Here is a 22,379-nt window from a genome sequence, read left to right as displayed (position 1 = left end):
ATCGCAACATCACTTCAGGAGAAGCCTCGATGAAACTCTATTGCAAGCCCGGAGCCTGTTCACTTTCACCGCATATCGTCGCGCTTGAATGCGATTTGGACTTTACGCAGGTCAATGTCGATCTGCAAAAGAAAGTTACCGAGCAGGGAGACGATTACTGGCAAATAAACCCGAAAGGACAAGTGCCGGCACTGCAGTTAGATGATGGCAGCATACTGACGGAAGGTGTGGCTATTGTGCAGTATCTGGCGGACCTCAAACCGGATCGCAATCTGTTGGCGCCGACGGGCAGCCTGACGCGCTACCACACCCTGGAGTGGCTTAGCTTTGTGAGTAGCGAATTGCACAAGAGTTTCAGCCCGCTGTTTCGCTCGGATACGCCAGAAGAGTACAAAAACATTGTGCGTGCACAGCTGGAGAAAAAGTATCAGGCGGTGAATCAGGCGCTGCAGGATAAGCAGTGGCTGTTAGGGCTGCGCTTCACCGTCGCGGATGTCTATCTGTTCGTGGTGACCCGCTGGGCTAAAGCTATCAAGTTGAATCTGAGTGGACTGGATGCGCTGGAAACCTGGTTTAGCCGCGTCGCGGAGCGCCCTGCGGTGCAAGCGGCGATGAAAGCAGAAGGTTTGGTGTAAACATTGATGCCAGGGTGCGCATGAACGCGCACCCTACGAAAATCCGGCTATATCCACCCAGGGGCGCCATGCATGGTGCCCGATTCACGCCTAACTGAGCGGCATTAAATCACCGCACATTCTGTAGCGGCGCGATTTATAGCGCAATGAACTGCGCCGCTACAATGTGTGCGCTTAAAGCTTTTCGGCTGAGAAATGTTGGGTCGGCTTAGCAATTGCGTCCTGCGCCGCCACTAGCTGCAATTCATACTCGCCCATTTCGTGGGTTTTCAGCATCACCTCATATACCGCAGCGGTGATGTGCTCAAGTGCATCCTGCAGCGACTTACCGTGCAGCAGATCGACCAGCAGCAGACCGCTGGTAAGATCGCCCACGCCCACCGGCTGACGCACACCAAAGTCCACCAGCGGACGGCTGATGTGCCAGCACTCATCGGCGGTGACCAGCAGCATTTCGAAACGGTCACTACGGCGTCCGGCGCGCGCCAGATGCTTAACCAATACCACTTTCGGGCCCACCGCGATTAATTCGCGCGCGGCAACCACCGCCTGCTCAATATTGGATACTTCATGTCCACTGAGCATTTCCAGCTCGAGCAGATTTGGCGCGATAATATCGCTCGCAGGCAAGGCCATTTTGCAATGGAATTCCGCCACGCCCGGTGCCACGATACAGCCTTTTTCCGGATGACCCATCACCGGATCGCAGAAGAACCATGCCTTCGGATTCGCCTCTTTGACCAGACGCACGATCTCCAGGATCTGTTCGCCCTGCTCGGCCGAGCCTAAATAGCCACTCAGCACCGCATCACAGGTTTTTAAACGATCGACAGCAGCGATACCTTTGACGATATCCGTCAAATGCGTAGCAGGCATCACGGTGCCGGTCCAGTGACCGTACTGCGTGTGATTAGAAAATTGCACGGTATTCAGCGGCCAAACGTTTGCGCCCATGCGGCGCATCGGGAACTCGGCGGCGCTGTTGCCGGCGTGTCCGTAAACAACGTGAGATTGAATTGCGAGGATATTTTTCATTATTGCCCTGTACTGCCTTGCCATGAAAAAAGGGCCGGTTGCCGGCCCTCAACGCTTACTGCCAGTTAATCAGGCAGTAATGTTTTTTACCGCGACGCAACAGCGTGAAGCGTCCAAACAGTTTATCGCTATCGCTGAAGCGGTACTCAGCATCTGACTGCTTTTCACCGTTAAGTGATACCGCGTTAGAACCGATCATGGTGCGTGCCTGACCGCGTGATGGTACCAACTCTGCTGCCACCAGCGCCTGCTGCAGATCGTCTTCCGCATTCAGCGTAATGGTTGGCATACCGTCCTGCGCCAGCTGCTCGAAGTCAGCTTCGGTCATTGCGCTCAGGCTGCCTGAGAACAGGCTTTCGGTAATACGCTGCGCCGCCGTCAAACCGCTTTCGCCATGCACCAGACGCGTCACCTGCTCGGCCAATACATATTGCGCACGCGGTGCTTTACCGCTGGTTTTATCTTCTTCTTCCAGCGCATTGATCTCTTCAATACTCATGAAGGTGAAGAATTTCAGGAAGCGATAAACGTCGGCATCCGCCGTGTTGATCCAGAATTGATAGAACTTGTACGGACTGGTTTTCTTCGCGTCCAGCCACACCGCGCCACCTTCGGTTTTGCCGAACTTGGTGCCGTCAGATTTGGTGATCAGCGGTACAGTTAACCCCCAAGCCTGCTGCTGATGCAGACGGCGCGTCAGATCGATACCTGATGTAATGTTGCCCCACTGATCGGAACCGCCAATCTGCAGCACCACATCGTGACGCTTGTTCAGTTCGGCAAAATCATAACCCTGCAGCAGGTTGTAGGAGAACTCGGTGTACGAAATACCCTGATCTTCGCGATTCAGACGCTGTTTCACCGCTTCACGGTTGATCATCTGATTTACGGAGAAGTGCTTGCCAATGTCGCGCAGGAAGGTCAGTACATTCATGCCGCCAAACCAGTCATAGTTGTTAGCCGCGATGGCGCTGTTATCACCGCAATCAAAACTCAGGAATGGCGCAACCTGATTGCGGATTTTATCTACCCACTCACCCACGGTTTCCGCGGTGTTGAGTTTACGTTCTGCTGCTTTAAAGCTGGGATCGCCAATCAAGCCGGTGGCACCACCCACCAGCGCGACCGGCTTGTGTCCGGCATCCTGAAAACGCTTCAGGCAGAGCAGCGGCACCAGATGGCCCAAATGCAAGCTATCAGCGGTCGGATCGAAGCCGCAATAGAGTGCAATTGGCCCTTGCGCCAGTCGCTCTGCTAACGCTTCTTCATCCGTTACCTGGGCGACTAAGCCCCTTTCTTGCAATTGTTGTATCAGGTTACTGCTGGTCATCACTGACTCCAAATTGATCAGACTGCACCTTGGCTGGTACACAGCTTTCCGCCGACGCGCGGAGACGAAAAAAAAGAGGGCTATAGCATAAAGCGCTGACGCCAACTGCGCCAGCGTTGAAAGGCGTTAAAACGTAGTTTTACGGGGCTAAGCGGTCAATCGTCCAGCCATTTTCTGTGCGCTGGTAGAGGAAGCGATCGTGCAGGCGATGTTCGCCGCCCTGCCAGAACTCCATGGTATGAAATTTAACGCGGTAACCCCCCCAGAAACTTGGCAACGGCACTTCGCCCTGCTGGAATTTCTGTTTGAGTTCGAGAAACTTACCTTCCAGCACGCCACGTGCCGAGATGCGGCTCGATTGCTTCGACACCCAGGCGCCAATCTGACTGTCGCGCGGGCGGCTACTGAAGTACTTCAGCACGTCGAGCGGCGACAGTTTTTCCACTTCACCCAGCACCATCACCTGACGTTCCAGGAAGTGCCACGGGAAGTGCAGCGAGATGCGCGGGTTCTCAGCCAGCTGTAGCGCTTTGCGGCTGCCAAGGTTGGTGTAAAACACCATCCCTTTATCGTCGTAGTGCTTGAGTAACACAATACGCTGATACGGCTGACCGCTGCTGTCAACGGTAGCCACCGTCATCGCCGTTGGATCGGGCAGCTGTGCAGCACAGGCCTGCTGCAACCACTGCTCAAACAGCGCCAGAGGCGTTTCTGGCAAATCTTTACGTCGCAGCCCACCGCGGGTGTATTCACGACGCAGATGGGCAATATTTTGCAAGCTGTCACTGTCGCTCATGCTGTTTCTCATTCTCTGACGTTTACTTAACGGACGTATCCGCGTTCTGCAATGCACAATCATTAATCACGATTTTGTTGTTACGTTCAACAAAAGCGCTATCGCCTTTTGACCAGAAGACGTAGGTACCATCACTGTAGCGCGCGCCGGATGCGGCTTCGGTTTGTGTCAGCGTCAGCGGTTTGCCATCAAGAATAAAGCTTACCTGCTGCTTTGCGTTATCTTGCGTGACCGTCAGCGGCAGCGTGCCGCACTGGTAATGCAACTGCTGCGGCGTTTGCTCTGGTTTATGCAGCATGCCGCAACCGCTTAATATCGCAATGCTCGTCAGCACTATCACCCTTTTTTTCATGTTCACCTCTTAACGTATTGGTCGGGCATTGGCCGGATAAATCGCGCCCAATACACTCATTTGTTGTGCGCCGGTTACTGCCGGCAAGTTTCCCGGTAAACCATTCAGCGTGCGAAACGCCAGCCAGGCAAATGCTAATGCTTCCATATCATCACCGCGAATGCCCGCTTCGTCGGTGCTACCCACTTCAGTGCCTGGCAGGTGCGCTGAGAGACGCGCCATCAGCAGAGGGTTCCGACCGCCGCCGCCGCATACCATCAAACGGTCACAGCCGTGATTAAGTTGCACCTGTTGCGCAATGGTCAGAGCCGTGAGTTCACTGAGTGTGGCCTGTACGTCCTGAGGAGCCAGCGCCGGAAAACGCTGCAATTGCTGTTCGATCCAACCGAGATTGAAGTATTCACGCCCGGTACTTTTCGGCGGCGGCAATGCAAACCAGGGATCGCTCAGCATCAACTCCAGTAGTGCAGGAACCACCTGACCGCTACGCGCCCAGGCCGCATCTTTATCATAAGGCAGGCCTTTATTGCGCCAAATCCATGCATCAAGCAGCATATTGCCAGGACCGGTGTCAAAGCCGCGTACCGGTTGCCCGGGGATCAGCAGGGAGAGATTCGCGATGCCACCAATATTCAGCACCATGCGGCGCTCTACGCTATCCATTAGCAGCGCCTGATGAAAGGCCGGTACCAGCGGCGCGCCCTGCCCACCCAGCGCCATGTCACGACGGCGAAAATCACCAATCACCGTAACCCCGGTGGCGGCGACAATCTGATTGTTATCCCCAATTTGCAGGGTATTCGGCGCATCGCTTTGCGGCTCATGCCATACCGTTTGCCCGTGACAACCAATCGCCATGATGTCGCTGGCCTCGAGCGATTGTTGCTTCATCAGCGTCAACACTGCGTCGGCGAACAGCTTGCCTAAACGCGTATCGAGTTGCCCAAGTTGCGATAGCGTGAGCGTTTGTCCCTGGCAAATCGCCAACACCTGCTGCCGTATGTCCTGCGGTATGGGATGGCAGTAGCTGGCCTGCTGCGCCACCATCTGGCCATCAATCGCTGCCAGCACCACGTCTACACCATCAAGGCTGGTTCCAGACATCACGCCGATATAGCGTCCTGATTTCATCGCGGTTCACTCCCTTAACATCATCTGGGTTAAGCCTGGCAAATTACACAGGCTAATTCTATGATAAAATTCCGCTTTTCAGCGTCACTGCGCCATCTATTCCAGCGAAGAAATATTTTCGTCATGTAATTGAATTTTTGTTGAGGGGAGATGGTCTATGCTTCGCCCAGCCGCGTTTTGTTCGGACTTAGCGTCAATTACTAGCTTTCTGTCTTATACTCTTTGCAGTACAGGATGAGAACATGGTGTTATTTTGCATTAAGGAGCGTTCTGATGATTAAGCGTTATGTAGCCGTGGCATTAGCCGGCTTAACTCTGGCAGGTTGTGCCAACAACGACACCCTCTCCGGGGACGTTTACAGTGCCAACGAAGCCAAACAAGTACAAAGTGTTTCTTACGGTACGCTGGTATCGGTTCGTCCGGTAAAAATCCAGGGTGGCGATGAGAACAATGTGATTGGCGCGATTGGTGGTGCGGTACTGGGTGGATTCCTCGGTAACACCATTGGTGGCGGTGCGGGACGCAGTCTGGCGACTGCGGGCGGTGCAGTACTCGGTGGCGTAGCCGGTCAGGGCGTTCAGGGTGCAGTCAACAAATCTGACGGTGTTGAGCTGGAGATCCGCAAGGATGATGGCAATACCATCATGGTGGTTCAGAAGCAGGCCGCCAGCCGTTACTCGGTGGGTCAGCGCGTTGTGATGGCCTCCAACGGCAGCCAGGTTACCGTTTCTCCGCGTTAAGCAGGCAGATAAAAAAAACCGACGCTGGGCGTCGGTTTTTTTATTTCTCGCGGTTATGAAATTCGAGAATGTTTTTTTCCAATCGCGCAATCAGCGTCACCATCTGATTGATCTCCTCCAGACTGATACCGGAGAGAATGTCATCGCGCGTCGCATCAATCACATTTTCGACCTGTTCAATGATAGGCTCAGCCTGCTTGGTCAGTTTGATACGCTTAGCACGGCGATCGTTGGCACAGGTAGCGCGCGTAATTAACCCCTTCTCTTCCAGCTGATCCAGCGTGCGCACCAGCGAAGGTTGCTCAATGCCAATCGCCTTTGCCAGCTGAATTTGCGACTGTTCTGGCGGAAGTTGATGAATGTTGTGTAACGTTACCCAGTGTGTTTGAGTCAACTCGAGCGGTTTCAAACGCTGATCGATTAACGCGCGCCAAATGCGCACTAAGCGAGATAGATCGGTTCCCAAGGGCGTATCCATTGCATCTCCTTATAATTAGCTTGCTAGCTATTAAGCCAGATTTTACACTATTCTGCGAGTTTACAGGGCAAATTACAAATCCCACCCCGGACGATACGCTTGCTGTCTAGACTCTATTGAGATGATTCCCGGTCAAAAAGGATGATGACACGTGTCCCTAACCGCTTTTTCCACCAGCGCACCGCTAACCGATCTGGTTTTCGGCGCCTCGCTATTTTTTCCACCGCTGTTTAAAGCGGTACTGCTCGGTTTCTTTTTCTGGCTGCTGATCCACCCGCTATTGCGTGGCTGGATGTACTCCGGCGATGTCTGGCATCCCACGTTAATGGATCTTTCCCTCTTTGTACTTTGCGTTGCGAGCGCATTGTGGTTACTGAGCCTCGGATAAATCACTATGAAATTCAACCCTTTTAAATACTTTTCAACCGTAGTGATCTTTGCACTGGCTTTACTCGCGGGATGGTGGATGTGGAATTACTACATGCAATCGCCGTGGACGCGCGACGGCAAAGTGCGCGCCGAACTGGTTGATATCACGCCCGAAGTTTCAGGACGCATTGTGGCGCTTGAGGTGCGAGATAATCAGTTTGTGCACAAAGGCGACACGCTGCTCAAGCTCGATCCCGTGCCATGGCAGATTGCCGAGGCGAACGCCGAAGCGCAACTGGCTAAAGCGCAAGCCGATCTCGCCAAGGCGCAGCATGAAGCTAATCGCCGTGCGAGCCTGCCGCGCAATGTGATTTCAGCGGAGGATATGGACGCATCGCGCTTAACTGCCAATGCGGCGGCAGCCACAGCGAAAGCTGCGCAGGCCAGTCTCAATCAGGCGCGCTGGAACCTCGATCAAACGACCATCACCGCGCCCACCGATGGCTGGATCAGCAACCTGACGCTGCGCACCGGCAACTATGCCAGCGCCGGCACGCCGCTGTTCGCATTAGTCGATAGCCACTCTTATTACGTGATGGGTTATTTCGAAGAGACTAAATTGCGTCACATCCAACCCGGCGCGGCGGCAAACATTGTGTTGTACAGCAACGGCGCACGCTTAAAAGGCCAGGTGGAAAGTATTGGCCGTGCGATTTATGACCAGAGCGTCGCCAGCGATGGTGGCCTGGTGCCCGATATTAAGCCCAACGTGCCTTGGGTGCGTCTGGCGCAGCGCGTGCCGGTACGTATTCGTTTGGACGCGCTGCCGGATGGCATGGCGCTGGTCGCAGGCACCACCTGCACCATTTCTATTGCCCACTGAGGCCGCGATGAATTTTCAGTGGCTGGCCTGGCAAAATTTACCCTGGATAAAAGCAACCGGTGGCGAGTGGCGCTACGCGTTGCGCAACGCTATTGCGATGTGCCTGGCATTGACCATCGCCTATGCGCTGCAACTTGACGAGCCTTATTGGGCGATGACCTCGGCGGCGGTAGTGAGTTTCCCCACCGTTGGCGGTGCGATCAGTAAAAGTTTGGGACGTATTGTCGGCAGCCTGCTTGGTGCCTCAGCAGCGTTGTTGATTGCCGGGCATACACTAAACGAACCCTGGCTATTTGCCTTTTTCATGGCCGGCTGGCTGGCATTTTGCACCTGGATTGCCAATCACTACCAAAATAACGTCGCTTATGCGTTCTCGCTGGCGGGCTACACCGCCGCTATTATTGCCTTTAGCAGCGTAAATATCACCGACGTGACCCAGCTGTGGGATATCGCCCAGGCGCGTGTCTGTGAAGTCATCTCAGGCATTCTGTGCGCCGGACTCATGATGATGATTCTGCCCAGTACGTCTGATGGCAGCGCACTGATGAGTTCGCTGCGCCAGATGCATGCGCGCCTGCTGGATCATGCGGTGCTGCTATTGCAGCAGGGCAGCACCGATAACGTCCGTACCGCCCATGAGAATGTCATCAGCCAGATTTTGACGATGAACCTGCTGCGTATCCAGGCATTCTGGAGTCATTACCGCTTCCGCCGGCAGAACAACGTGCTGAACTATGTGCTTCATCAGCAACTGCGACTTACCAGCGTCCTTTCCAGTCTGCGCCGGATGCTGCTGAACTGGCCCGATGCGCCACCGGAACTCTACAATGCGATGTCTCAGCTGTTGCAAGAGCTCGCCGCACCGCAGTGTGATAAGTACCGGCTGGCGCTGATCCTGCGCGGCATTACGCCGCCCGCAACCGGCGATTTTCGTCAGCGCGCCTTTGTACAGCGCCTGCGCTATTTCTGCTGGGTATACCTCAATGTGAATCGGTGGATTCGTTTGATTGAACGCGCCGACGCTGATACCCGCTTCCAGCCGCCATATGCCCCTTCGTTGGCGCGCGAGAGTGATAGCGCAGAAGCCGGCTGGAGCGCATTACGCACTTTTAGCGTGATCATGCTCGGCTGCGCCTTTTGGATCATCACCCAGTGGGATTCAGGCGCTGCCGCGCTAACGCTGACGGCGATTGCCTGCGTGCTCTACTCCTCCGCGCCTTCGCCGAGTGGTAGCGTATCGCTTCTGCTGAAAACCTTGCTATGGCTATCCGTGTTTAGCTTTGTGCTGCAGTTTGGCCTGATGGTACAGATTAGCGCGCTGTGGCAATTTTTACTGGTGCTCTTCCCGCTGCTCATCACTTTGCAGTTATTCAAATTGCAGCAGAAGAAGCGCGCAGGCATGTGGGGGCAATTTATTGTTTTTATGGGATCGTTTATTGCCGTTACCAATCCGCCGGATTGGGATTTTCAAAGCTTCCTGAATGATAATCTGGCCAAAGTGTGCGGGGTATTATTAGCGTGGTTAGCCTTTCAGGTATTGCGTCCCAGTTCCGATGCACGCCGCAGCCGTCGCCATATTCGCGCCTTGCGTCATGCCTTCCTCGATCAGTTACGTCGCCATCCACGGCTGAGTGAAAGCCATTTTGAATCGCAGATTTATCACCACATTAGTCAGCTAAGCAGTAGCCGCGATGAGCAGGCACGAGTCTGGCTATTGCGCTGGGGCGTGGTGCTGCTGAACTGTTCGCACATTGTCTGGCAACTCCGCGAATGGCAGCCCGCATCCGCGACCTTAACTCAGATGCGCGATAGCGGCCTGCAGGATTTACAGCGCATTATGAGCCTGCGTGGCGTACATCACACTGCGTTACAAGCCACGCTGGATGAGTTGGAAACGATGATTGATCAGCTTCAACGGCAGCCGGAGAGCGAAGCCAACACTCTGGCCGGTATTTTGTGGCGGCTGCGCTGTTCACTTGCACAGTTAGCGCAGGCAGTACCGGATTGATCACTGGCAATACTGGCTGGTTTGACGGTTGAAATCGTCCTGCAGCTGTTGCAGCGATTTCTGCCCTTCAAACCGGGTTTTATCCTGATCGGACATGGGCTCGATCACCAGCGCCTTCTCTTCAGAAGAGTAGATAAAACGTCGATTCAGCGTGCTCCCCGTGAAACTTTTACCCTCAATGGCACCACAAACTACCGTCATTGCATGACGATACGTTTCACTGCGGACAAAATTGGTTTCGGTGGCGCTACGAAATACATTTTCACAGCCCTGGGCTTTTAGACGCTCAACGGTGTGCTGAGTCAACCATTCGCGACCGCGGGCAATATTTTCACAGCTGCTGCGTAGCGGATTAGTATCGATGGTGCGCTGCAATTGCCGGCTGGCATCCAGACGCAGCTGCGTGTCATTCGGCTGATCGCATCCTACCAACAATAAACATAACAGCATCATCCCACGCGTTTTCATTCCTGCCCCTGCACGTTTTATTCCTGAATCAATATCATAGGACGGAAAAAACGCAGAGAGTAGCAACAAAATGGGTCAACTTTTTTCAGGCGCGGTTAATGAGGGCGACAAGGCGCTGCCGCCCTAGCCGTTAAATGACGCCGCAGGCGAAACGTGCCCCGCCGCCGCCGAGCGGTTGCGGATGGTCGGCATGATTATCACCGCCAACGTGCACCATTAACGCTTTACCTTTGATTTCACTTAGAGATTTGATGCGTGGCGCAACCACGGGATAATCCGCTTTGCCCTCTTCCGTGACGAACAGCGCGGGCAGATCGCCCAGATGCCCATCAGCATACGGCCCAAGATGTTTGCCGCTGTTTTGCGGATCGAGGTGTCCTCCCGCCGCGCCGGCCGCTACCGTTTTGCCATCGGACTCACCCGGTTCACAGCTACCTTTAGCGTGCACATGGAAACCATGAATGCCCGGCTTCAGGCCGGTTAAGGCGGGCGTAAATTGCAGACCATAGGGTGTTTCGCTAATGGTGACTTTACCTATGGCCGCGCCAATGCCTTGCGCCGTGGTTTGATGCAGCGTGACTTCTTCAGAGGCAGCTTGCGCGCCAGCGGCGCAGGCCAGAGCAAGCATAACAATCAGGGTTTTCTTCATAACGTCTCCTTACGGTTGAGATACTCACTAAGCCTGGACCGCTTTCATCCAGGCTGCCGTAATTTGACGCAGTTTTACGCTTCAGGGCACATCGTAGCCGATTGCGGCTTTACGAATACGGAACCACTGTTGGCGATCAAGCGTTAACTGGCTTGCTGCCACCGCTTCGGTAACGCGTTCGGTTTTACCTGAGCCGATAATCGGCAGTGGACGACTTGGCAGTTTCATCACCCACGCATACACCACCTGCTCGATATTGCGCGCGCCAATTTCCTGCTTCACCTGTTCAAGCTCATCACGCAACGGTTGATAATGCGGATCGTTAAACAGTCGGCCGCCGCCCAGGCACGACCATGCCATGGGGCGAATACGTCCCTGCTGGCACTGATCGAGCGAACCGTCCAGCAGCGCGGTTTGCTCCAGCGGTGAAATTTCCAGTTGGTTGGTGACCAAACTGAAAGGTAAGCGCGATTGCAGCAGTGTGAATTGGGAAGGCGTGAAATTAGAAACGCCAAAATGGCTCACCTTGCCGCTCTGATGCAGTGCAACAAAGGCTTGGGCAATTTCATCCGCGTCCATCAACGGATCGGGACGGTGAATGAGCAGGAGATCGAGGTAATCAGTATTGAAATGACGCAGCGAGTTTTCGGCACTGTGCAGAATATGGCTGGCTTCGGTAATGTAGTGACCGATACGGTGTTCTGGTTTTGCACGCGTTGCAATACCGCACTTGGTGACGATCTGCAGTTTTTCGCGTAATCCCGGCGCCAGCCGCAGCGCAGCGCCAAAGGCGGCTTCACACTGATAATCGCCATAAATGTCGGCGTGGTCGACGGTGGTGACCCCGAGAGAAAGATGGTGCTCAATGAATTGCACGACCTGCTGTGGCGTCATGCCCCACTCCATCAAGCGCCAGTAGCCCGCAATCAGCGGTGAAAAAGACGGTCCCTGCGGTGCAATTAGTTGCGGTTGTAACATGGTTAAACTCCCTCAATCACAAATCCAGATGGCGAAAGCAGGAGTATAACGGAACGGCAATCCAGCGCTTTGTTAAAACAGCTCTGGTTGTTGCGGATCATGATCTTCATCGAGTTTCTGCTGGCGATGCAACCGCAGCCAGCGTTGACGGCATAAACGCAGCACATCTCGCTTTTGCGCATCGGTGAGTTTCATCCAGTTAAAGCGCTCTTCCCGGCTGCGCAAACAACCACGACAATAGCCACGCGCATCACTTTGGCAAATGCCACGGCACGGGCTGGGAACAGGAAAGAACTCTAATTGTTCGGCCACATCCACTCCGGAATTAACATCTGGTTGCACAGCGATCACAGCTTGATGACATAGTACAAAGAGTAAACGTTAATTGCTCGCAATCAATACATCGCCGCACTTCGTAACCACTGTTTACCAAATATCCAGCAAGATGATGTTTTAGATTGGGTATGTTTAACCTTGGTTAAGGTTTTCCTCATATTGTCTTCATACGATTGTCACACTACTCCCTACCGTTGAGTTTTCATGAGATTCCCGAACACACTGCAGTGCGGCACCAGCGGGTTTAACCTTATTGCTGCTCTGTTCTTCGCATTCGTACTGAATGCACTTTTCTTGCTGCGCGCCTGGGAAATGATTTCCTACGATCATCTTCACGACTATCTGTTTGCCGCCAGTATTCCAGTCGTCCTCGCCTGCGCTTTTTATTTTCTTTTCTCGCTTGCTGCATGGCCTTATATCCGTAAGCCATTGCTGATTGTGCTGGTCTTCATCAGCGCTGCCGCCAACTATTTCATGCACAGTTTCGGCACGGTTATCGATGCCAATATGATGCAAAATGTCTTTGAATCGGATCCGCAAGAAGCCGGGGCATTGATAAGCAGTCGCTATGTGGTATGGATGTTTTTAATGGGCGTGATACCGGCCGTCGTCCTCTGTTTAGTGCGCATTCGTCGGGGACAACGTTGGTGGTGGAATCTATTACAACGGCTGGTCGGCGCGTTGGGCGCGATATTATTGATTCTGCTGATGGCGGTACTGTTTTACAAAGATTACGCCTCGCTGATCCGCAATAACAAAGGTCTGGTGAAAATGATTACGCCAGCCAATATCGTCAGCGGTACTGGCCATTATGTCGATCAGCGCTATCTGCAAGGTGACCAGGCGCTGGTGAAAATCGGACAGGATGCACACAAAGGCCCGTTAATGAGCGCAGCAGCCAAAAAAACGCTGGTGGTATTAGTGGTGGGTGAAACCGCGCGTGCGGAGAATTTTTCACTCGGGGGCTATGGGCGAGAAACTAACCCAGAACTGAAAAAACAGCAGGTGATCTATTATCCAAATACCACCTCCTGTGGTACAGAAACCGCCATTTCAGTGCCCTGTATGTTTTCGAATATGCCACGCGTGCACTATGACGCTAATCTGGCGCATCATCAGGAAGGCGTGCTTGACATCCTTGCCCACGCTGGTGTCAGCGTGCTATGGCGTGAGAATGACGGTGGCTGTAAAGGCGCCTGCGATCGTGTACCGCACACGGACATGACCCAATGGAAATTGCCGGAATATTGTCATGACGGTTTCTGTCAGGATGATGTGCTGCTGCACCGCCTTGATAACTATATTGCTGGCTTACACAACGACGGGATGATTGTGCTGCATCAGATGGGCAGCCACGGTCCAGCCTATTATCAGCGTTACCCCGCGCAGTTCCGCCGGTTTACACCAACCTGTGACAGCAACCAAATCCAGGATTGCGACCATCAGGCGCTGGTCAATACGTACGACAATTCGCTGCTCTACACCGACGATATGGTCAGCCGCACCATCGATAAACTGAAAGGGCTCAGCGACCGCTTTAATGTGGCGCTGATTTATCTCTCTGACCATGGCGAATCACTCGGCGAACGCGGCATGTATTTGCACGGTGCGCCCTATCTTTTTGCCCCAACCCAGCAAACGCACATCCCTCTGCTGCTGTGGATGTCACCCGGCTATGCCGCCGCCTTGCACATCAACGCATCCTGTTTGCGCCAGCAAGCAGCGGACGCGAAAGTCTCGCAGGACAATCTCTTCCATACGGTGCTTGCCATGTTTAACGTGCAAACACAGGCGTACCAGCCGCAGCTGGATATGATCAGATCGTGCCAAAGCTGAGCCGGACAGTTGCATTAGACTGACTGGTCTAATAACCTGCGTGCCATGAATAAGACATCGCAACGCATCGACACCCGTGAACATCTGCTCGCTACTGGCGAGCAGGTTTGTTTGCAGCGCGGTTTTACCGGCATGGGGTTGATCGAGATGCTGGCGCTGGCAGACGTCACCAAGGGCTCGTTCTATCACTATTTCCGCTCAAAAGAAGCGTTCGGCGTGGCGTTGCTTGAACGCTACTTCGCCAACTTTTTACAGCAGATTGAACAGCAATTAAACCAGCCGGGTCTTACGCCGACTGAGCGTCTGTTACAGCATTTTCGTTATGCCGAAACGCTGTTTATCGAGCAGGGCCATATTGTGGGTTGCCTGGGCGTGAAATTGTCCGCAGAGGTGTGCGATCTCTCCGAGCCGATGCGTGATGCATTGCAGCATGGCGCTAATGCGATTATTGCCGCCTACACGCGCTGCTTAACCGAGGTAGCGGCTGAGCAGCCGTTGCCTTTTAACCAAACGCCGCAGCAGCTGGCACAGCGTTGTTACTTACTTTGGCTGGGTGCCAGCTTACAAAGCAAGATTTCCCGCGAGCCTGGCCCCATTAGCCTGGCTCTTGAAACTATCGAACAGTGGCTGATAAGTCGCTGATTTTTAAAAAACCGCAGTTACTAGACGACCGGTCTTCCCAGAGGAGTCATTATGGCGAGTAAGCAGTTGTTCTCCCCACTGAAAGTGGGCGCGATTACCGTACCAAACCGCATTTTCATGGCCCCGCTGACGCGCCTGCGCAGTATTGAACCGGGCGATATCCCCACGCCGCTGATGGCTGAATATTATCAGCAGCGTGCCAGTGCCGGTTTGATCATCACCGAAGCAACCCAGATCTCTTTCCAGGCGAAAGGCTATGCCGGTGCGCCGGGTCTGCACACTGAGCCGCAAATCGCCGCCTGGAAATTAATTAATGAAGGTATCCACGCTGCGCACGGTCACAGCGCTGTACAGCTGTGGCATACCGGCCGTATTTCTCACAACAGCGTGCAGCCAGAAGGTAAAGCGCCGGTGGCACCAACCGCGCTGGCCGCAGGCACCCGCACCTCTTTGCGTGCCGCCGATGGCAGCGTTTATCGTGAGGATACGTCGCTGCCACGCGAACTGTCGGTAGCTGAAATTCAGCAGATTGTGAAAGATTTTGGCCAGGCGGCGGCAAATGCACGCGAAGCGGACTTTGACCTGCTGGAACTGCACTCTGCACACGGTTATCTGATGCATCAGTTCCTCGCGCCAGACTCAAACCAGCGCAACGATGAATACGGCGGTTCCATCGAGAAACGTGGCCGTTTCGCACTGGAAGTGGTGGATGCGGCGATTGCCAACTGGTCGGCCGATCGCATCGGCATCCGTATTTCGCCTATCGGTGCCTTCCAAAACCTGGAAAATGGTCCGGAAGAAGAGAAAGCCGCACTGTGGTATATCGCGGAACTGGGCAAACGTGGCCTGGCGTATCTGCATCTCTCCGAGCCAGACTGGGCGGGTGGCCAGCCTTACAGCGATGCCTTCCGCGAGAAAGTGCGTGCGCTGTTCCCTGGCGTGATCATTGGCGCTGGCGCTTATACCGTTGAAAAAGCCGACGATCTGATCGCGCGCGGCCTGATTGATGCCGTGGCCTTTGGTCGCGACTTTATCGCTAACCCGGATCTGGTGGCGCGTCTGCAGCAAGATGCCCCACTCAACCCACAGCGTCCAGAAAGCTTCTACGGCGGCGGAGCAGAAGGGTATACCGATTATCCAACGCTGTAAGTAATGGCTGCCGCTGTGGATAGGCGGCAGCGTTGTTTCATCAGTGTGTATACTAAGTTGTCTTGTCATTCACTGATGACGTTTTAAAAAAGAGGATGTTATGCGTTTACTTCACACCATGTTACGCGTTGGCGATTTGCAACGTTCAATCGATTTCTACACCCGTGTGCTAGGCATGCGCGTGCTGCGCCAGAGCGAAAACACCGAGTACAAATACACCCTTGCGTTTGTTGGCTACACCGAAGAGAGTGAAGGCGCGGTGATTGAGCTTACTTACAACTGGGGCGTGGATAAATACGACCTCGGCAATGCTTACGGTCATATCGCGCTGGGCGTGGATAACGTGGCTGACACCTGCGAGCGTATCCGCAGCGCTGGCGGCAACGTGACGCGTGAAGCGGGCCCGGTAAAAGGCGGCTCCACCATTATTGCGTTTGTTGAAGATCCAGACGGTTATAAAATCGAGTTGATTGAAAACAAACATGCCGGTCACGGCCTCGGCAACTAATGTTGCTTGTCAGCCTGCTTATTTGCGGGCTGACTTCCCTCTCCTGCTGCACCCTCCTGCGATTTTTGCCATAATGCGCGCTGCCCTATTTATTGCCATGAGATCCTGATGTCTGAATCGAACGCTTTAAACGCTCTCCACCAACGCTTCCGCGGTTTTTATCCTGTAGTGATCGACGTCGAAACGGCCGGTTTTAACGCGCAAACCGATGCGCTGCTGGAAATTGCGGCCACCACGCTCAAGATGGATGAAGATGGCTGGTTGCATCGTGACGAAACGCTGCATTTCCACGTGGAACCGTTTGAAGGCGCCATTCTTAATCCAGCGGCGCTGGCGTTTACCGGTATCGATCCCACTAATCCGCTGCGCGGCGCCGTAAGTGAATACGAAGCCCTGCATGCCATTTTCAAAATGGTGCGCAAAGGCACAAAAGACAGCGGCTGCAATCGCGCCATTATCGTGGCGCATAACGCCACTTTCGATCTCAACTTCGTGATGGCAGCCGCCGAGCGTGCCAGCCTGAAGCGCAATCCCTTTCACCCTTTTGCCACTTTTGATACGGCCGCGTTAAGCGGTTTAGTGTTCGGGCAAACGGTGTTGGCGAAAGCCTGTAAAGCGGCAGGAATGGATTTTGATAGCACTCAGGCGCACTCGGCACTGTATGACACCGAGCAAACCGCAACGCTGTTCTGCGAACTGGTGAACCGCTGGAAGCGCCTTGGCGGCTGGCCGCTGGCCTTTGATGACGCGCCGAAGGAAGACGCATCGTCCGAAGAGTAAAAAGAAAAGGCCGACATCGTTGTCGGCCTTCTTCATTATTCCGCTTCTTTATACTTCTCTGCGGTTTCTTTCAGCAGGGGCTGAAGTTCGCCGCGCTGGAACATCTCAACGATAATGTCGCAGCCGCCAACCAGTTCACCATCTACCCACAATTGCGGGAAGGTTGGCCAGTTAGCGTACTTAGGCATTTCAGCGCGGATATCCGGGTTCTGCAGAATGTCCACGTAGGCGAAACGCTCACCACACGCAGAAAGCGCCTGCACGGCTTGCGCCGAGAAACCGCAGCTTGGCAGCTTTGGCGAACCTTTCATGTACAGCAGGATCGGGTTTTCTGCGATCTGACGCTGAATTTTTTCAACAGTACTCATTATTGCCTTCCTTAATGCTTCACTTCGTGTTTGTTTATTGTAGCGATTTCGCTCCCGTACTGAAAACGGGATTTTACGTTAGCGTCGGGGAATCGCCATGTTTGTTAAGTTGGGCCGCCACAAATAACATTTTCATATCATTAATAGGCATGACTAAATTAATAATTAGCAATAGTTTCGCTGCGTTAACCAGCTGAATTAGTTCATTTTTGCGACAGAATCAATCTGGTAACAGTTTAATAGAAAAAGGCCTTACCTTTTGGAAAAAAAGTGGATTAGAATTGCCTCGGCGCTGATCGTTTGATCAGATTACTCTCACTCTGCCGCAGTCTGTTTGTTTCCAGCCTGCTGAACCTATAACCGGATTATGCGTTTACTGATTACGCTTTTCATACTGGCTTTTGCCCAACTGTTCTTTAACGTGGCCTCTGCGTCTCCGCATGCGCCGGTTAATGCCAGCTCGCAAAAAGCAGAGAAAAAGAGCGCACGTGAAGACGAGCGCCGCAAACGACGTCCGGTGAAAACCACTACGAAAAAATCGCGGCTGCCTGCCGTCCAAAAACTCAAAATTAAAAAACTGGCAAAGCCAGAAATCGCACTAACTAAAACCAGCCGCAAAAAATCCCTGCTAAAACCCACGACGAAGAAATATGGTCATCAACGACAGATAAAAAAAGCCGCAGACGTCGACGTTGATGATGAAGCATTGCCGCTCACCGGCATCAAAATGAGCAAGGCGCATCGCCAGCGTTATCAAAAGGCGCGTGAAACTGCGATGACAAAATTAATGGGCCAGCTCGGCAAACCTTATCAATGGGGCGGCACCTCCCCGCATACCGGCTTCGACTGCAGCGGCCTGGTGTGGTACGCCTATAAAGATTTGGTGAAGTTCAAGTTCCCGCGCACCGCCAATGAGATGTATCACCTGCGCGATGCTGCACCAATTAAGCGTGAAATGCTGGAAAAAGGTGATTTGGTGTTCTTCCGCATCAATAATCGTGGCACTGCCGATCATGTTGGCGTGTATCTTGGTAATGGCAAATTCATTCAGTCGCCGCGTACCGGCAAAGATATTCAGATTAGCGCGTTGGGTGAGGATTACTGGCAGAAACACTATGTTGGGGCGCGTCGTATGATGACGCCGAAAACCATTCGTTAGTTGTTGCGCAACGCGCAGAAAAAAGCCGGACGCTGCATTGAGCTGCTCCGGCTTTTTTTATTAATGCATGATTGCAGTAAAGCTAAAGGCAATAATCATTAACAGAGCACCAACGGTTGTCATTAGCGCCAGCTTCAAATCCGTACTCATTACTCCTCCTTAGTCACACATTTCTTAGGGTTAAACCGATTTTCGCACAGCGATGGGCAAAAATCTCGTGTTATCCGCCCGGGCTTGCTAGAATCGCCGCCTTTCGTTGCGCAACACATTTTGTGCAGGGTGTGTTTACAGCGCGATAAAGTGATTTTGTCTGCTAAACCACACCGTTTTGCCCCTTATTTTGGGCGATAAAAGCATTAGCAGACGCAAACGTTTAACAATATACTTATCAGTAAGTTGCGATAAGCCCAGGAGTACCATTTTCATGGCAACAATTAAAGATGTGGCAAAACGCGCGGGTGTTTCGACCACCACGGTTTCGCATGTCATCAACAAAACGCGTTTCGTAGCAGAAGAGACGCGTAACGCCGTATGGGAAGCGATCAAAGCATTGCACTACTCGCCAAGCGCCGTGGCGCGTAGCCTGAAAGTCAATCACACCAAAACGTTGGGCCTGCTGGCGACCTCCAGTGAAGCGCCTTATTTTGCCGAAATTATTGAAGCGGTAGAAAATCACTGCTTCGATCGCGGCTATACGTTGATTCTGGGTAACGCGCATAACGACTTACAAAAGCAGCGCGCTTATCTCTCCATGATGGCGCAGAAGCGTGTCGATGGATTGCTCGTGATGTGTTCAGAATATCCCGATGATTTGCTGCAAATGCTTGAAGAAAATCGCAATATTCCGATGGTTGTTATGGATTGGGGTGCTTCGCGCGGCGATTTTACCGATACCGTGCAGGATAATGCATTCCAGGGTGGCTATCTCGCTGGTCGATATCTGATTGAACGTGGTCACCGCGACATTGGCGCAATTCCTGGCCAATTGGAGCGCAATACCGGCGGCGGACGTCATGCCGGTTTCCTTCAGGCGATGAATGAAGCGGGCATCACTGTGCGCCCGGAATGGATCGTTCAGGGCGACTTTGAACCGGAATCGGGTTATCAGGCGATGCAGCAAATCCTTAATCAGAAACAGCGCCCCACCGCCGTGTTCTGCGGTGGTGACATTATGGCGATGGGCGCAATTTGCGCAGCAGATGAAATGGGTTTGCGCGTGCCGCAGGATATCTCAGTGATTGGCTATGATAACGTGCGCAACGCGCGTTATTTCACGCCCGCCCTGACCACCGTGCATCAGCCTAAAGCCGAATTAGGTGAAAAAGCTTTGGAGATGCTGCTCGATCGCATCACCAGCAAGCGCGAAGAGCCACAAACCATTGAGGTTCAACCCACGCTGATTGAGCGCCGCTCCGTGGCAGACGGGCCATTCCGCGACTATCGTCGCTAGTGTGTCACTTCACTGAGCCATTCGTGGTTCAGCGTTTCGGCATCCCCGAGATAGGCTAATAGCCAATCCAGCGCCGGCGACGCGCGCTGTTCTGACCAGCTAACGCAGCAGGGGCTGTCTGGAAAGGCCTGCGGCAATTGCAGCTCCACCAACGCATGGTTATCCAGCAGCGGTCGGGCTAAATGGCCCGGCACCATCCCAACGCACAATCCTGCCTGCAAGCAGTCGAGCCCGGTTTCCCATTCTGGCACCACCAGGCGCCGCTGATTATCGAGCGTCCATGTCATGCGGCGCGGCAACGCTCGCGAGGTATCTTCCAGCACCAGCGAAGGCCATGCCCGCAGAGTTTCATCATCCAGTTCAACGCTACTGACTAAAGGATGATGAGGACTCACGACACAGCGCCAGTTAAGCGCCCCCATATCCTGAAAAGCAAAACGTCCCCCAACCGGAATTGCCTGGGTGGCGCCAATCGCGACATCAACGCGTCCATCGGCTAACGCGTCCCAGACGCCATTAAACACTTCATAACTGATGATCAACTCCATGTCCGGGAAATGGCGATAGAAGTCCTTCACTAATTGCCGCGTACGCTGCGGTTTTACAATACAGTCAATGGCGATGCTCAACTCACCGCGCCAGCCATTGGCCAGCTGCTGACACTGCCTGCGGGTGGCGAGCATTTTTTTGATAACAGATCGTCCTTCACGCACAAAATGCTCACCTGCCGGTGTCATTACCACTTCCCGATGCTGGCGCTCAAAGAGCGGTACCGCCAGCCAGGTTTCCAGTTGGCGTACGGTATAGCTGATGGCAGAAGGCACACGGTGCAACTCCTGCGCCGCGGCGCTGAAGCTGCCGGTTCGCGCTACGGCATCTACCACTTCAAGCGCGTATTCTGACCACATGAATTCACCTTCAAAAAATTTAACAGCACTGTGCAAATATTAGCGTTTCACAAAGCGTGTTGCATCCTTTTACACTCCCCCGCGTTCAACCTGCCCATAAGAGAAATAACATGTTGTCGTCTAAAGCATTTATGCCCTACCTTGCCGTGCTCAGCATGCTCGGCTTTCTTGCCACGGATATGTATTTACCCGCCTTTGGCGATATGCAACGTGATTTTGCCACTGCACCGGGCACCATCAGTGCCAGCCTGAGTCTGTTCCTTGCCGGCTTTGCTTGTGCGCAGGTCTTTTGGGGACCGCTATCAGATCGCTACGGTCGTAAACCTATTCTGCTGGCGGGCTTAGCCATCTTTGCACTTGGCTGTCTTGGTATGCTTTGGGTGACCGATGTACGCCTGATGCTGGCGTTACGTTTTGTGCAGGCGATTGGGGTATGTGCTGCAGCGGTGAGCTGGCAGGCATTGGTCGTTGATCGCTATCCAAAAGCACAGGCTCATAAAGTTTTTGCCACGATTATGCCGCTGGTCGCCTTGTCACCGGCGCTCGCTCCGCTGCTGGGAGCCTGGCTAATCAGTCACTTCCACTGGCGCAGCATCTTTATCACCCTCACGCTTGTCGCAGTGGTATTGCTGGTTGGCACGCTGCGGTTAACCTCGCCGAAACGCGAAAACGTCGCTAAGAGCACCCAGCCCGGCTGGCTAACTTTACTTAGTACGCGAGTGTATAGTGGTAACGTCTTGATTTATTCAGCCTGCTCCGCAAGTTTCTTTGCCTGGCTGACCGGTTCGCCCTTTATTCTCGCCGCCGCCGGCTTAACGCCTGCCGATATTGGGCTGAGCTATATTCCTCAAACCATCGCCTTTTTAATGGGCGGATTTGGCTGCCGCGCGCTGCTCAACCGCTATCAAGGCGCTCAATTGTTGCCATGGTTGCTGGTGCTTTACAGTTTGAGCATCCTTAGCCTGTTTGTGGTGGCATTAATGCCAGCAACGCCACTGTTTGCATTGCTGATGCCTTTCTGCGGCATGGCGCTCGCTAATGGCGCAATCTATCCCATTGTGGTGGCTAGCGCGCTCTCCCCTTTCCCGCATGCGACCGGGAGAGCAGCAGGTTTGCAAAACCTTTTCCAGCTAGGTCTGTGTTTTGTTGCCAGCCTGCTGGTCTCTGCTGGATTAGCGCATGCGCTCTACAACACCACACTTGTCATGGTAGCAACCGTCGCACTCGCTTGGGTTGGCTTTGTCTGCCAACGCGGTGTAAGCGCACAAAGTGATATTGCCCACACTTCCCGTCCCTGCGAAGATAATCATTAAGGCAACGATTATCGTTAGCAAACTAACGATAAGCCGTTGAATATTGACCCACGTGAGCATATAATCACTGGGTCAGT

26 protein-coding genes are annotated in these 22,379 nt (G+C 53.5%); 13 read left to right on the top strand and 13 right to left on the bottom strand.

Features of this window, described 5'->3' with window-relative positions; genetic code table 11:
* The first annotated feature begins 29 nt into the window (after positions 1 to 29).
* Positions 30 to 635, top strand: a complete 606-nt coding sequence (gene gstA, locus AC07WB_RS08470; protein ID WP_097094076.1) for a glutathione transferase GstA — start codon at positions 30 to 32, stop codon at positions 633 to 635.
* A gap of 174 nt (positions 636 to 809) precedes the next feature.
* Here the strand turns inward: gstA and pdxY are convergent, their stop codons facing one another.
* From pdxY to anmK, 5 genes are all read right to left on the bottom strand, one after another.
* Positions 810 to 1,673, bottom strand: a complete 864-nt coding sequence (gene pdxY / locus AC07WB_RS08465; RefSeq protein WP_176519181.1) for a pyridoxal kinase PdxY — start codon at positions 1,671 to 1,673, stop codon at positions 810 to 812.
* A gap of 52 nt (positions 1,674 to 1,725) precedes the next feature.
* Positions 1,726 to 3,000, bottom strand: coding sequence for a tyrosine--tRNA ligase (gene tyrS, locus AC07WB_RS08460; protein WP_494940309.1), 1,275 nt, complete (start codon positions 2,998 to 3,000; stop codon positions 1,726 to 1,728).
* A gap of 139 nt (positions 3,001 to 3,139) precedes the next feature.
* Positions 3,140 to 3,796, bottom strand: coding sequence for a pyridoxamine 5'-phosphate oxidase (gene pdxH, locus AC07WB_RS08455; RefSeq protein ID WP_097094079.1), 657 nt, complete (start codon positions 3,794 to 3,796; stop codon positions 3,140 to 3,142).
* A gap of 22 nt (positions 3,797 to 3,818) precedes the next feature.
* Positions 3,819 to 4,148 (bottom strand): MliC family protein, encoded by a 330-nt coding sequence (locus tag AC07WB_RS08450; protein WP_097094080.1) that lies wholly within the window; start codon positions 4,146 to 4,148, stop codon positions 3,819 to 3,821.
* 9 nt (positions 4,149 to 4,157) lie between these two features.
* Entirely contained in the window at positions 4,158 to 5,279 is a 1,122-nt protein-coding gene (gene anmK / locus AC07WB_RS08445) for an anhydro-N-acetylmuramic acid kinase (protein ID WP_097094081.1), read from the bottom strand.
* A gap of 273 nt (positions 5,280 to 5,552) precedes the next feature.
* Between anmK and slyB the strand changes: the two genes are divergently transcribed.
* Positions 5,553 to 6,020, top strand: coding sequence for an outer membrane lipoprotein SlyB (gene slyB / locus AC07WB_RS08440; RefSeq protein WP_097094082.1), 468 nt, complete (start codon positions 5,553 to 5,555; stop codon positions 6,018 to 6,020).
* Positions 6,021 to 6,060: 40 nt separating this feature from the next.
* Here slyB and slyA read toward each other — a convergent pair whose 3' ends face one another.
* On the bottom strand, positions 6,061 to 6,498 hold the full coding sequence (gene slyA / locus AC07WB_RS08435) for a transcriptional regulator SlyA (protein WP_007892783.1): 438 nt from the start codon (positions 6,496 to 6,498) through the stop codon (positions 6,061 to 6,063).
* Between the two features lie 151 nt (positions 6,499 to 6,649).
* Between slyA and AC07WB_RS08430 the strand changes: the two genes are divergently transcribed.
* Genes AC07WB_RS08430 through AC07WB_RS08420 form a run of 3 tightly spaced genes read left to right on the top strand, consistent with a single transcriptional unit; the run spans position 6,650 to position 9,758 of the window.
* On the top strand, positions 6,650 to 6,886 hold the full coding sequence (locus tag AC07WB_RS08430; protein WP_097094083.1) for a DUF1656 domain-containing protein: 237 nt from the start codon (positions 6,650 to 6,652) through the stop codon (positions 6,884 to 6,886).
* Between the two features lie 6 nt (positions 6,887 to 6,892).
* Entirely contained in the window at positions 6,893 to 7,750 is an 858-nt protein-coding gene (locus AC07WB_RS08425; RefSeq protein ID WP_097094084.1) for an efflux RND transporter periplasmic adaptor subunit, read from the top strand.
* 7 nt (positions 7,751 to 7,757) lie between these two features.
* Positions 7,758 to 9,758 (top strand): FUSC family protein, encoded by a 2,001-nt coding sequence (locus tag AC07WB_RS08420; protein WP_494940308.1) that lies wholly within the window; start codon positions 7,758 to 7,760, stop codon positions 9,756 to 9,758.
* Here the strand turns inward: AC07WB_RS08420 and AC07WB_RS08415 are convergent, their stop codons facing one another.
* The 4 genes from AC07WB_RS08415 to AC07WB_RS08400 all read right to left on the bottom strand — a co-directional run bounded on the left by AC07WB_RS08415 (position 9,759) and on the right by AC07WB_RS08400 (position 12,165).
* Entirely contained in the window at positions 9,759 to 10,226 is a 468-nt protein-coding gene (locus tag AC07WB_RS08415; protein WP_494940307.1) for a hypothetical protein, read from the bottom strand.
* Positions 10,227 to 10,356: 130 nt separating this feature from the next.
* Positions 10,357 to 10,875, bottom strand: a complete 519-nt coding sequence (gene sodC / locus AC07WB_RS08410) for a superoxide dismutase [Cu-Zn] SodC (RefSeq protein WP_400455589.1) — start codon at positions 10,873 to 10,875, stop codon at positions 10,357 to 10,359.
* Between the two features lie 81 nt (positions 10,876 to 10,956).
* Entirely contained in the window at positions 10,957 to 11,853 is an 897-nt protein-coding gene (locus AC07WB_RS08405; RefSeq protein WP_494940306.1) for an aldo/keto reductase, read from the bottom strand.
* Positions 11,854 to 11,925: 72 nt separating this feature from the next.
* Entirely contained in the window at positions 11,926 to 12,165 is a 240-nt protein-coding gene (locus AC07WB_RS08400) for a DUF1289 domain-containing protein (RefSeq protein WP_097097546.1), read from the bottom strand.
* Between the two features lie 228 nt (positions 12,166 to 12,393).
* Between AC07WB_RS08400 and eptA the strand changes: the two genes are divergently transcribed.
* From eptA to rnt, 5 genes are all read left to right on the top strand, one after another.
* Positions 12,394 to 14,025, top strand: a complete 1,632-nt coding sequence (eptA, locus tag AC07WB_RS08395; protein WP_494940305.1) for a phosphoethanolamine transferase EptA — start codon at positions 12,394 to 12,396, stop codon at positions 14,023 to 14,025.
* Between the two features lie 45 nt (positions 14,026 to 14,070).
* The gene (locus AC07WB_RS08390) at positions 14,071 to 14,667 is read left to right on the top strand and encodes a TetR/AcrR family transcriptional regulator (RefSeq protein WP_345826812.1); all 597 of its coding nucleotides are present in this window, start codon (positions 14,071 to 14,073) and stop codon (positions 14,665 to 14,667) included.
* 51 nt (positions 14,668 to 14,718) lie between these two features.
* Complete coding sequence (locus AC07WB_RS08385; protein WP_097094091.1) at positions 14,719 to 15,816, top strand: alkene reductase; 1,098 nt, start codon at positions 14,719 to 14,721, stop codon at positions 15,814 to 15,816.
* Between the two features lie 100 nt (positions 15,817 to 15,916).
* Complete coding sequence (gloA, locus tag AC07WB_RS08380; protein ID WP_007892766.1) at positions 15,917 to 16,324, top strand: lactoylglutathione lyase; 408 nt, start codon at positions 15,917 to 15,919, stop codon at positions 16,322 to 16,324.
* Between the two features lie 108 nt (positions 16,325 to 16,432).
* Positions 16,433 to 17,104 (top strand): ribonuclease T, encoded by a 672-nt coding sequence (rnt, locus tag AC07WB_RS08375; RefSeq protein ID WP_494940304.1) that lies wholly within the window; start codon positions 16,433 to 16,435, stop codon positions 17,102 to 17,104.
* Between the two features lie 35 nt (positions 17,105 to 17,139).
* Here the strand turns inward: rnt and AC07WB_RS08370 are convergent, their stop codons facing one another.
* Entirely contained in the window at positions 17,140 to 17,475 is a 336-nt protein-coding gene (locus AC07WB_RS08370) for a Grx4 family monothiol glutaredoxin (RefSeq protein WP_175501675.1), read from the bottom strand.
* A gap of 364 nt (positions 17,476 to 17,839) precedes the next feature.
* Between AC07WB_RS08370 and AC07WB_RS08365 the strand changes: the two genes are divergently transcribed.
* Positions 17,840 to 18,631 (top strand): C40 family peptidase, encoded by a 792-nt coding sequence (locus AC07WB_RS08365; protein WP_494940303.1) that lies wholly within the window; start codon positions 17,840 to 17,842, stop codon positions 18,629 to 18,631.
* A 60-nt stretch (positions 18,632 to 18,691) separates the two neighbouring features.
* Here the strand turns inward: AC07WB_RS08365 and cydH are convergent, their stop codons facing one another.
* Complete coding sequence (gene cydH, locus AC07WB_RS08360) at positions 18,692 to 18,781, bottom strand: cytochrome bd-I oxidase subunit CydH (RefSeq protein ID WP_097094094.1); 90 nt, start codon at positions 18,779 to 18,781, stop codon at positions 18,692 to 18,694.
* 274 nt (positions 18,782 to 19,055) lie between these two features.
* On the opposite strand from cydH, the gene purR reads away from it, so the two are divergent.
* Positions 19,056 to 20,081: an HTH-type transcriptional repressor PurR gene (gene purR / locus AC07WB_RS08355; protein WP_097094095.1), complete on the top strand. Its 1,026-nt coding sequence runs from the start codon at positions 19,056 to 19,058 to the stop codon at positions 20,079 to 20,081.
* Here the strand turns inward: purR and punR are convergent.
* Positions 20,078 to 20,989: a DNA-binding transcriptional activator PunR gene (gene punR / locus AC07WB_RS08350; protein WP_097094096.1), complete on the bottom strand. Its 912-nt coding sequence runs from the start codon at positions 20,987 to 20,989 to the stop codon at positions 20,078 to 20,080. The genes purR and punR overlap by 4 nt on opposite strands.
* 110 nt (positions 20,990 to 21,099) lie before the next feature.
* Between punR and punC the strand changes: the two genes are divergently transcribed.
* Positions 21,100 to 22,302 carry a purine nucleoside transporter PunC gene (gene punC, locus AC07WB_RS08345; RefSeq protein WP_494940302.1) on the top strand — a complete coding sequence of 401 codons (1,203 nt, stop codon included), beginning with the start codon at positions 21,100 to 21,102 and terminating at the stop codon, positions 22,300 to 22,302.
* Positions 22,303 to 22,379 lie beyond the last annotated feature (77 nt).

Source organism: Pantoea sp. GW821-FHT03E06 (genome assembly GCF_059420725.1).
Note: the sequence above shows the minus strand (reverse complement) of the source record. Positions and strands in the feature narration are given on the sequence as shown.

What these genes read in the sequence shown, in the direction of transcription:
- gstA (WP_097094076.1), top strand. Translation starts at nt 30, where the DNA reads ATGAAACTCTATTGCAAGCCCGGAGCCTGTTCACTTTCACCGCATATC.
- tyrS (WP_494940309.1), bottom strand. Translation starts at nt 3,000, where the DNA reads ATGACCAGCAGTAACCTGATACAACAATTGCAAGAAAGGGGCTTAGTC.
- pdxH (WP_097094079.1), bottom strand. Translation starts at nt 3,796, where the DNA reads ATGAGCGACAGTGACAGCTTGCAAAATATTGCCCATCTGCGTCGTGAA.
- AC07WB_RS08450 (WP_097094080.1), bottom strand. Translation starts at nt 4,148, where the DNA reads ATGAAAAAAAGGGTGATAGTGCTGACGAGCATTGCGATATTAAGCGGT.
- anmK (WP_097094081.1), bottom strand. Translation starts at nt 5,279, where the DNA reads ATGAAATCAGGACGCTATATCGGCGTGATGTCTGGAACCAGCCTTGAT.
- slyB (WP_097094082.1), top strand. Translation starts at nt 5,553, where the DNA reads ATGATTAAGCGTTATGTAGCCGTGGCATTAGCCGGCTTAACTCTGGCA.
- slyA (WP_007892783.1), bottom strand. Translation starts at nt 6,498, where the DNA reads ATGGATACGCCCTTGGGAACCGATCTATCTCGCTTAGTGCGCATTTGG.
- AC07WB_RS08425 (WP_097094084.1), top strand. Translation starts at nt 6,893, where the DNA reads ATGAAATTCAACCCTTTTAAATACTTTTCAACCGTAGTGATCTTTGCA.
- AC07WB_RS08420 (WP_494940308.1), top strand. Translation starts at nt 7,758, where the DNA reads ATGAATTTTCAGTGGCTGGCCTGGCAAAATTTACCCTGGATAAAAGCA.
- AC07WB_RS08415 (WP_494940307.1), bottom strand. Translation starts at nt 10,226, where the DNA reads ATGAAAACGCGTGGGATGATGCTGTTATGTTTATTGTTGGTAGGATGC.
- sodC (WP_400455589.1), bottom strand. Translation starts at nt 10,875, where the DNA reads ATGAAGAAAACCCTGATTGTTATGCTTGCTCTGGCCTGCGCCGCTGGC.
- AC07WB_RS08405 (WP_494940306.1), bottom strand. Translation starts at nt 11,853, where the DNA reads ATGTTACAACCGCAACTAATTGCACCGCAGGGACCGTCTTTTTCACCG.
- eptA (WP_494940305.1), top strand. Translation starts at nt 12,394, where the DNA reads ATGAGATTCCCGAACACACTGCAGTGCGGCACCAGCGGGTTTAACCTT.
- AC07WB_RS08390 (WP_345826812.1), top strand. Translation starts at nt 14,071, where the DNA reads ATGAATAAGACATCGCAACGCATCGACACCCGTGAACATCTGCTCGCT.
- AC07WB_RS08385 (WP_097094091.1), top strand. Translation starts at nt 14,719, where the DNA reads ATGGCGAGTAAGCAGTTGTTCTCCCCACTGAAAGTGGGCGCGATTACC.
- gloA (WP_007892766.1), top strand. Translation starts at nt 15,917, where the DNA reads ATGCGTTTACTTCACACCATGTTACGCGTTGGCGATTTGCAACGTTCA.
- rnt (WP_494940304.1), top strand. Translation starts at nt 16,433, where the DNA reads ATGTCTGAATCGAACGCTTTAAACGCTCTCCACCAACGCTTCCGCGGT.
- AC07WB_RS08365 (WP_494940303.1), top strand. Translation starts at nt 17,840, where the DNA reads ATGCGTTTACTGATTACGCTTTTCATACTGGCTTTTGCCCAACTGTTC.
- cydH (WP_097094094.1), bottom strand. Translation starts at nt 18,781, where the DNA reads ATGAGTACGGATTTGAAGCTGGCGCTAATGACAACCGTTGGTGCTCTG.
- purR (WP_097094095.1), top strand. Translation starts at nt 19,056, where the DNA reads ATGGCAACAATTAAAGATGTGGCAAAACGCGCGGGTGTTTCGACCACC.
- punR (WP_097094096.1), bottom strand. Translation starts at nt 20,989, where the DNA reads ATGTGGTCAGAATACGCGCTTGAAGTGGTAGATGCCGTAGCGCGAACC.
- punC (WP_494940302.1), top strand. Translation starts at nt 21,100, where the DNA reads ATGTTGTCGTCTAAAGCATTTATGCCCTACCTTGCCGTGCTCAGCATG.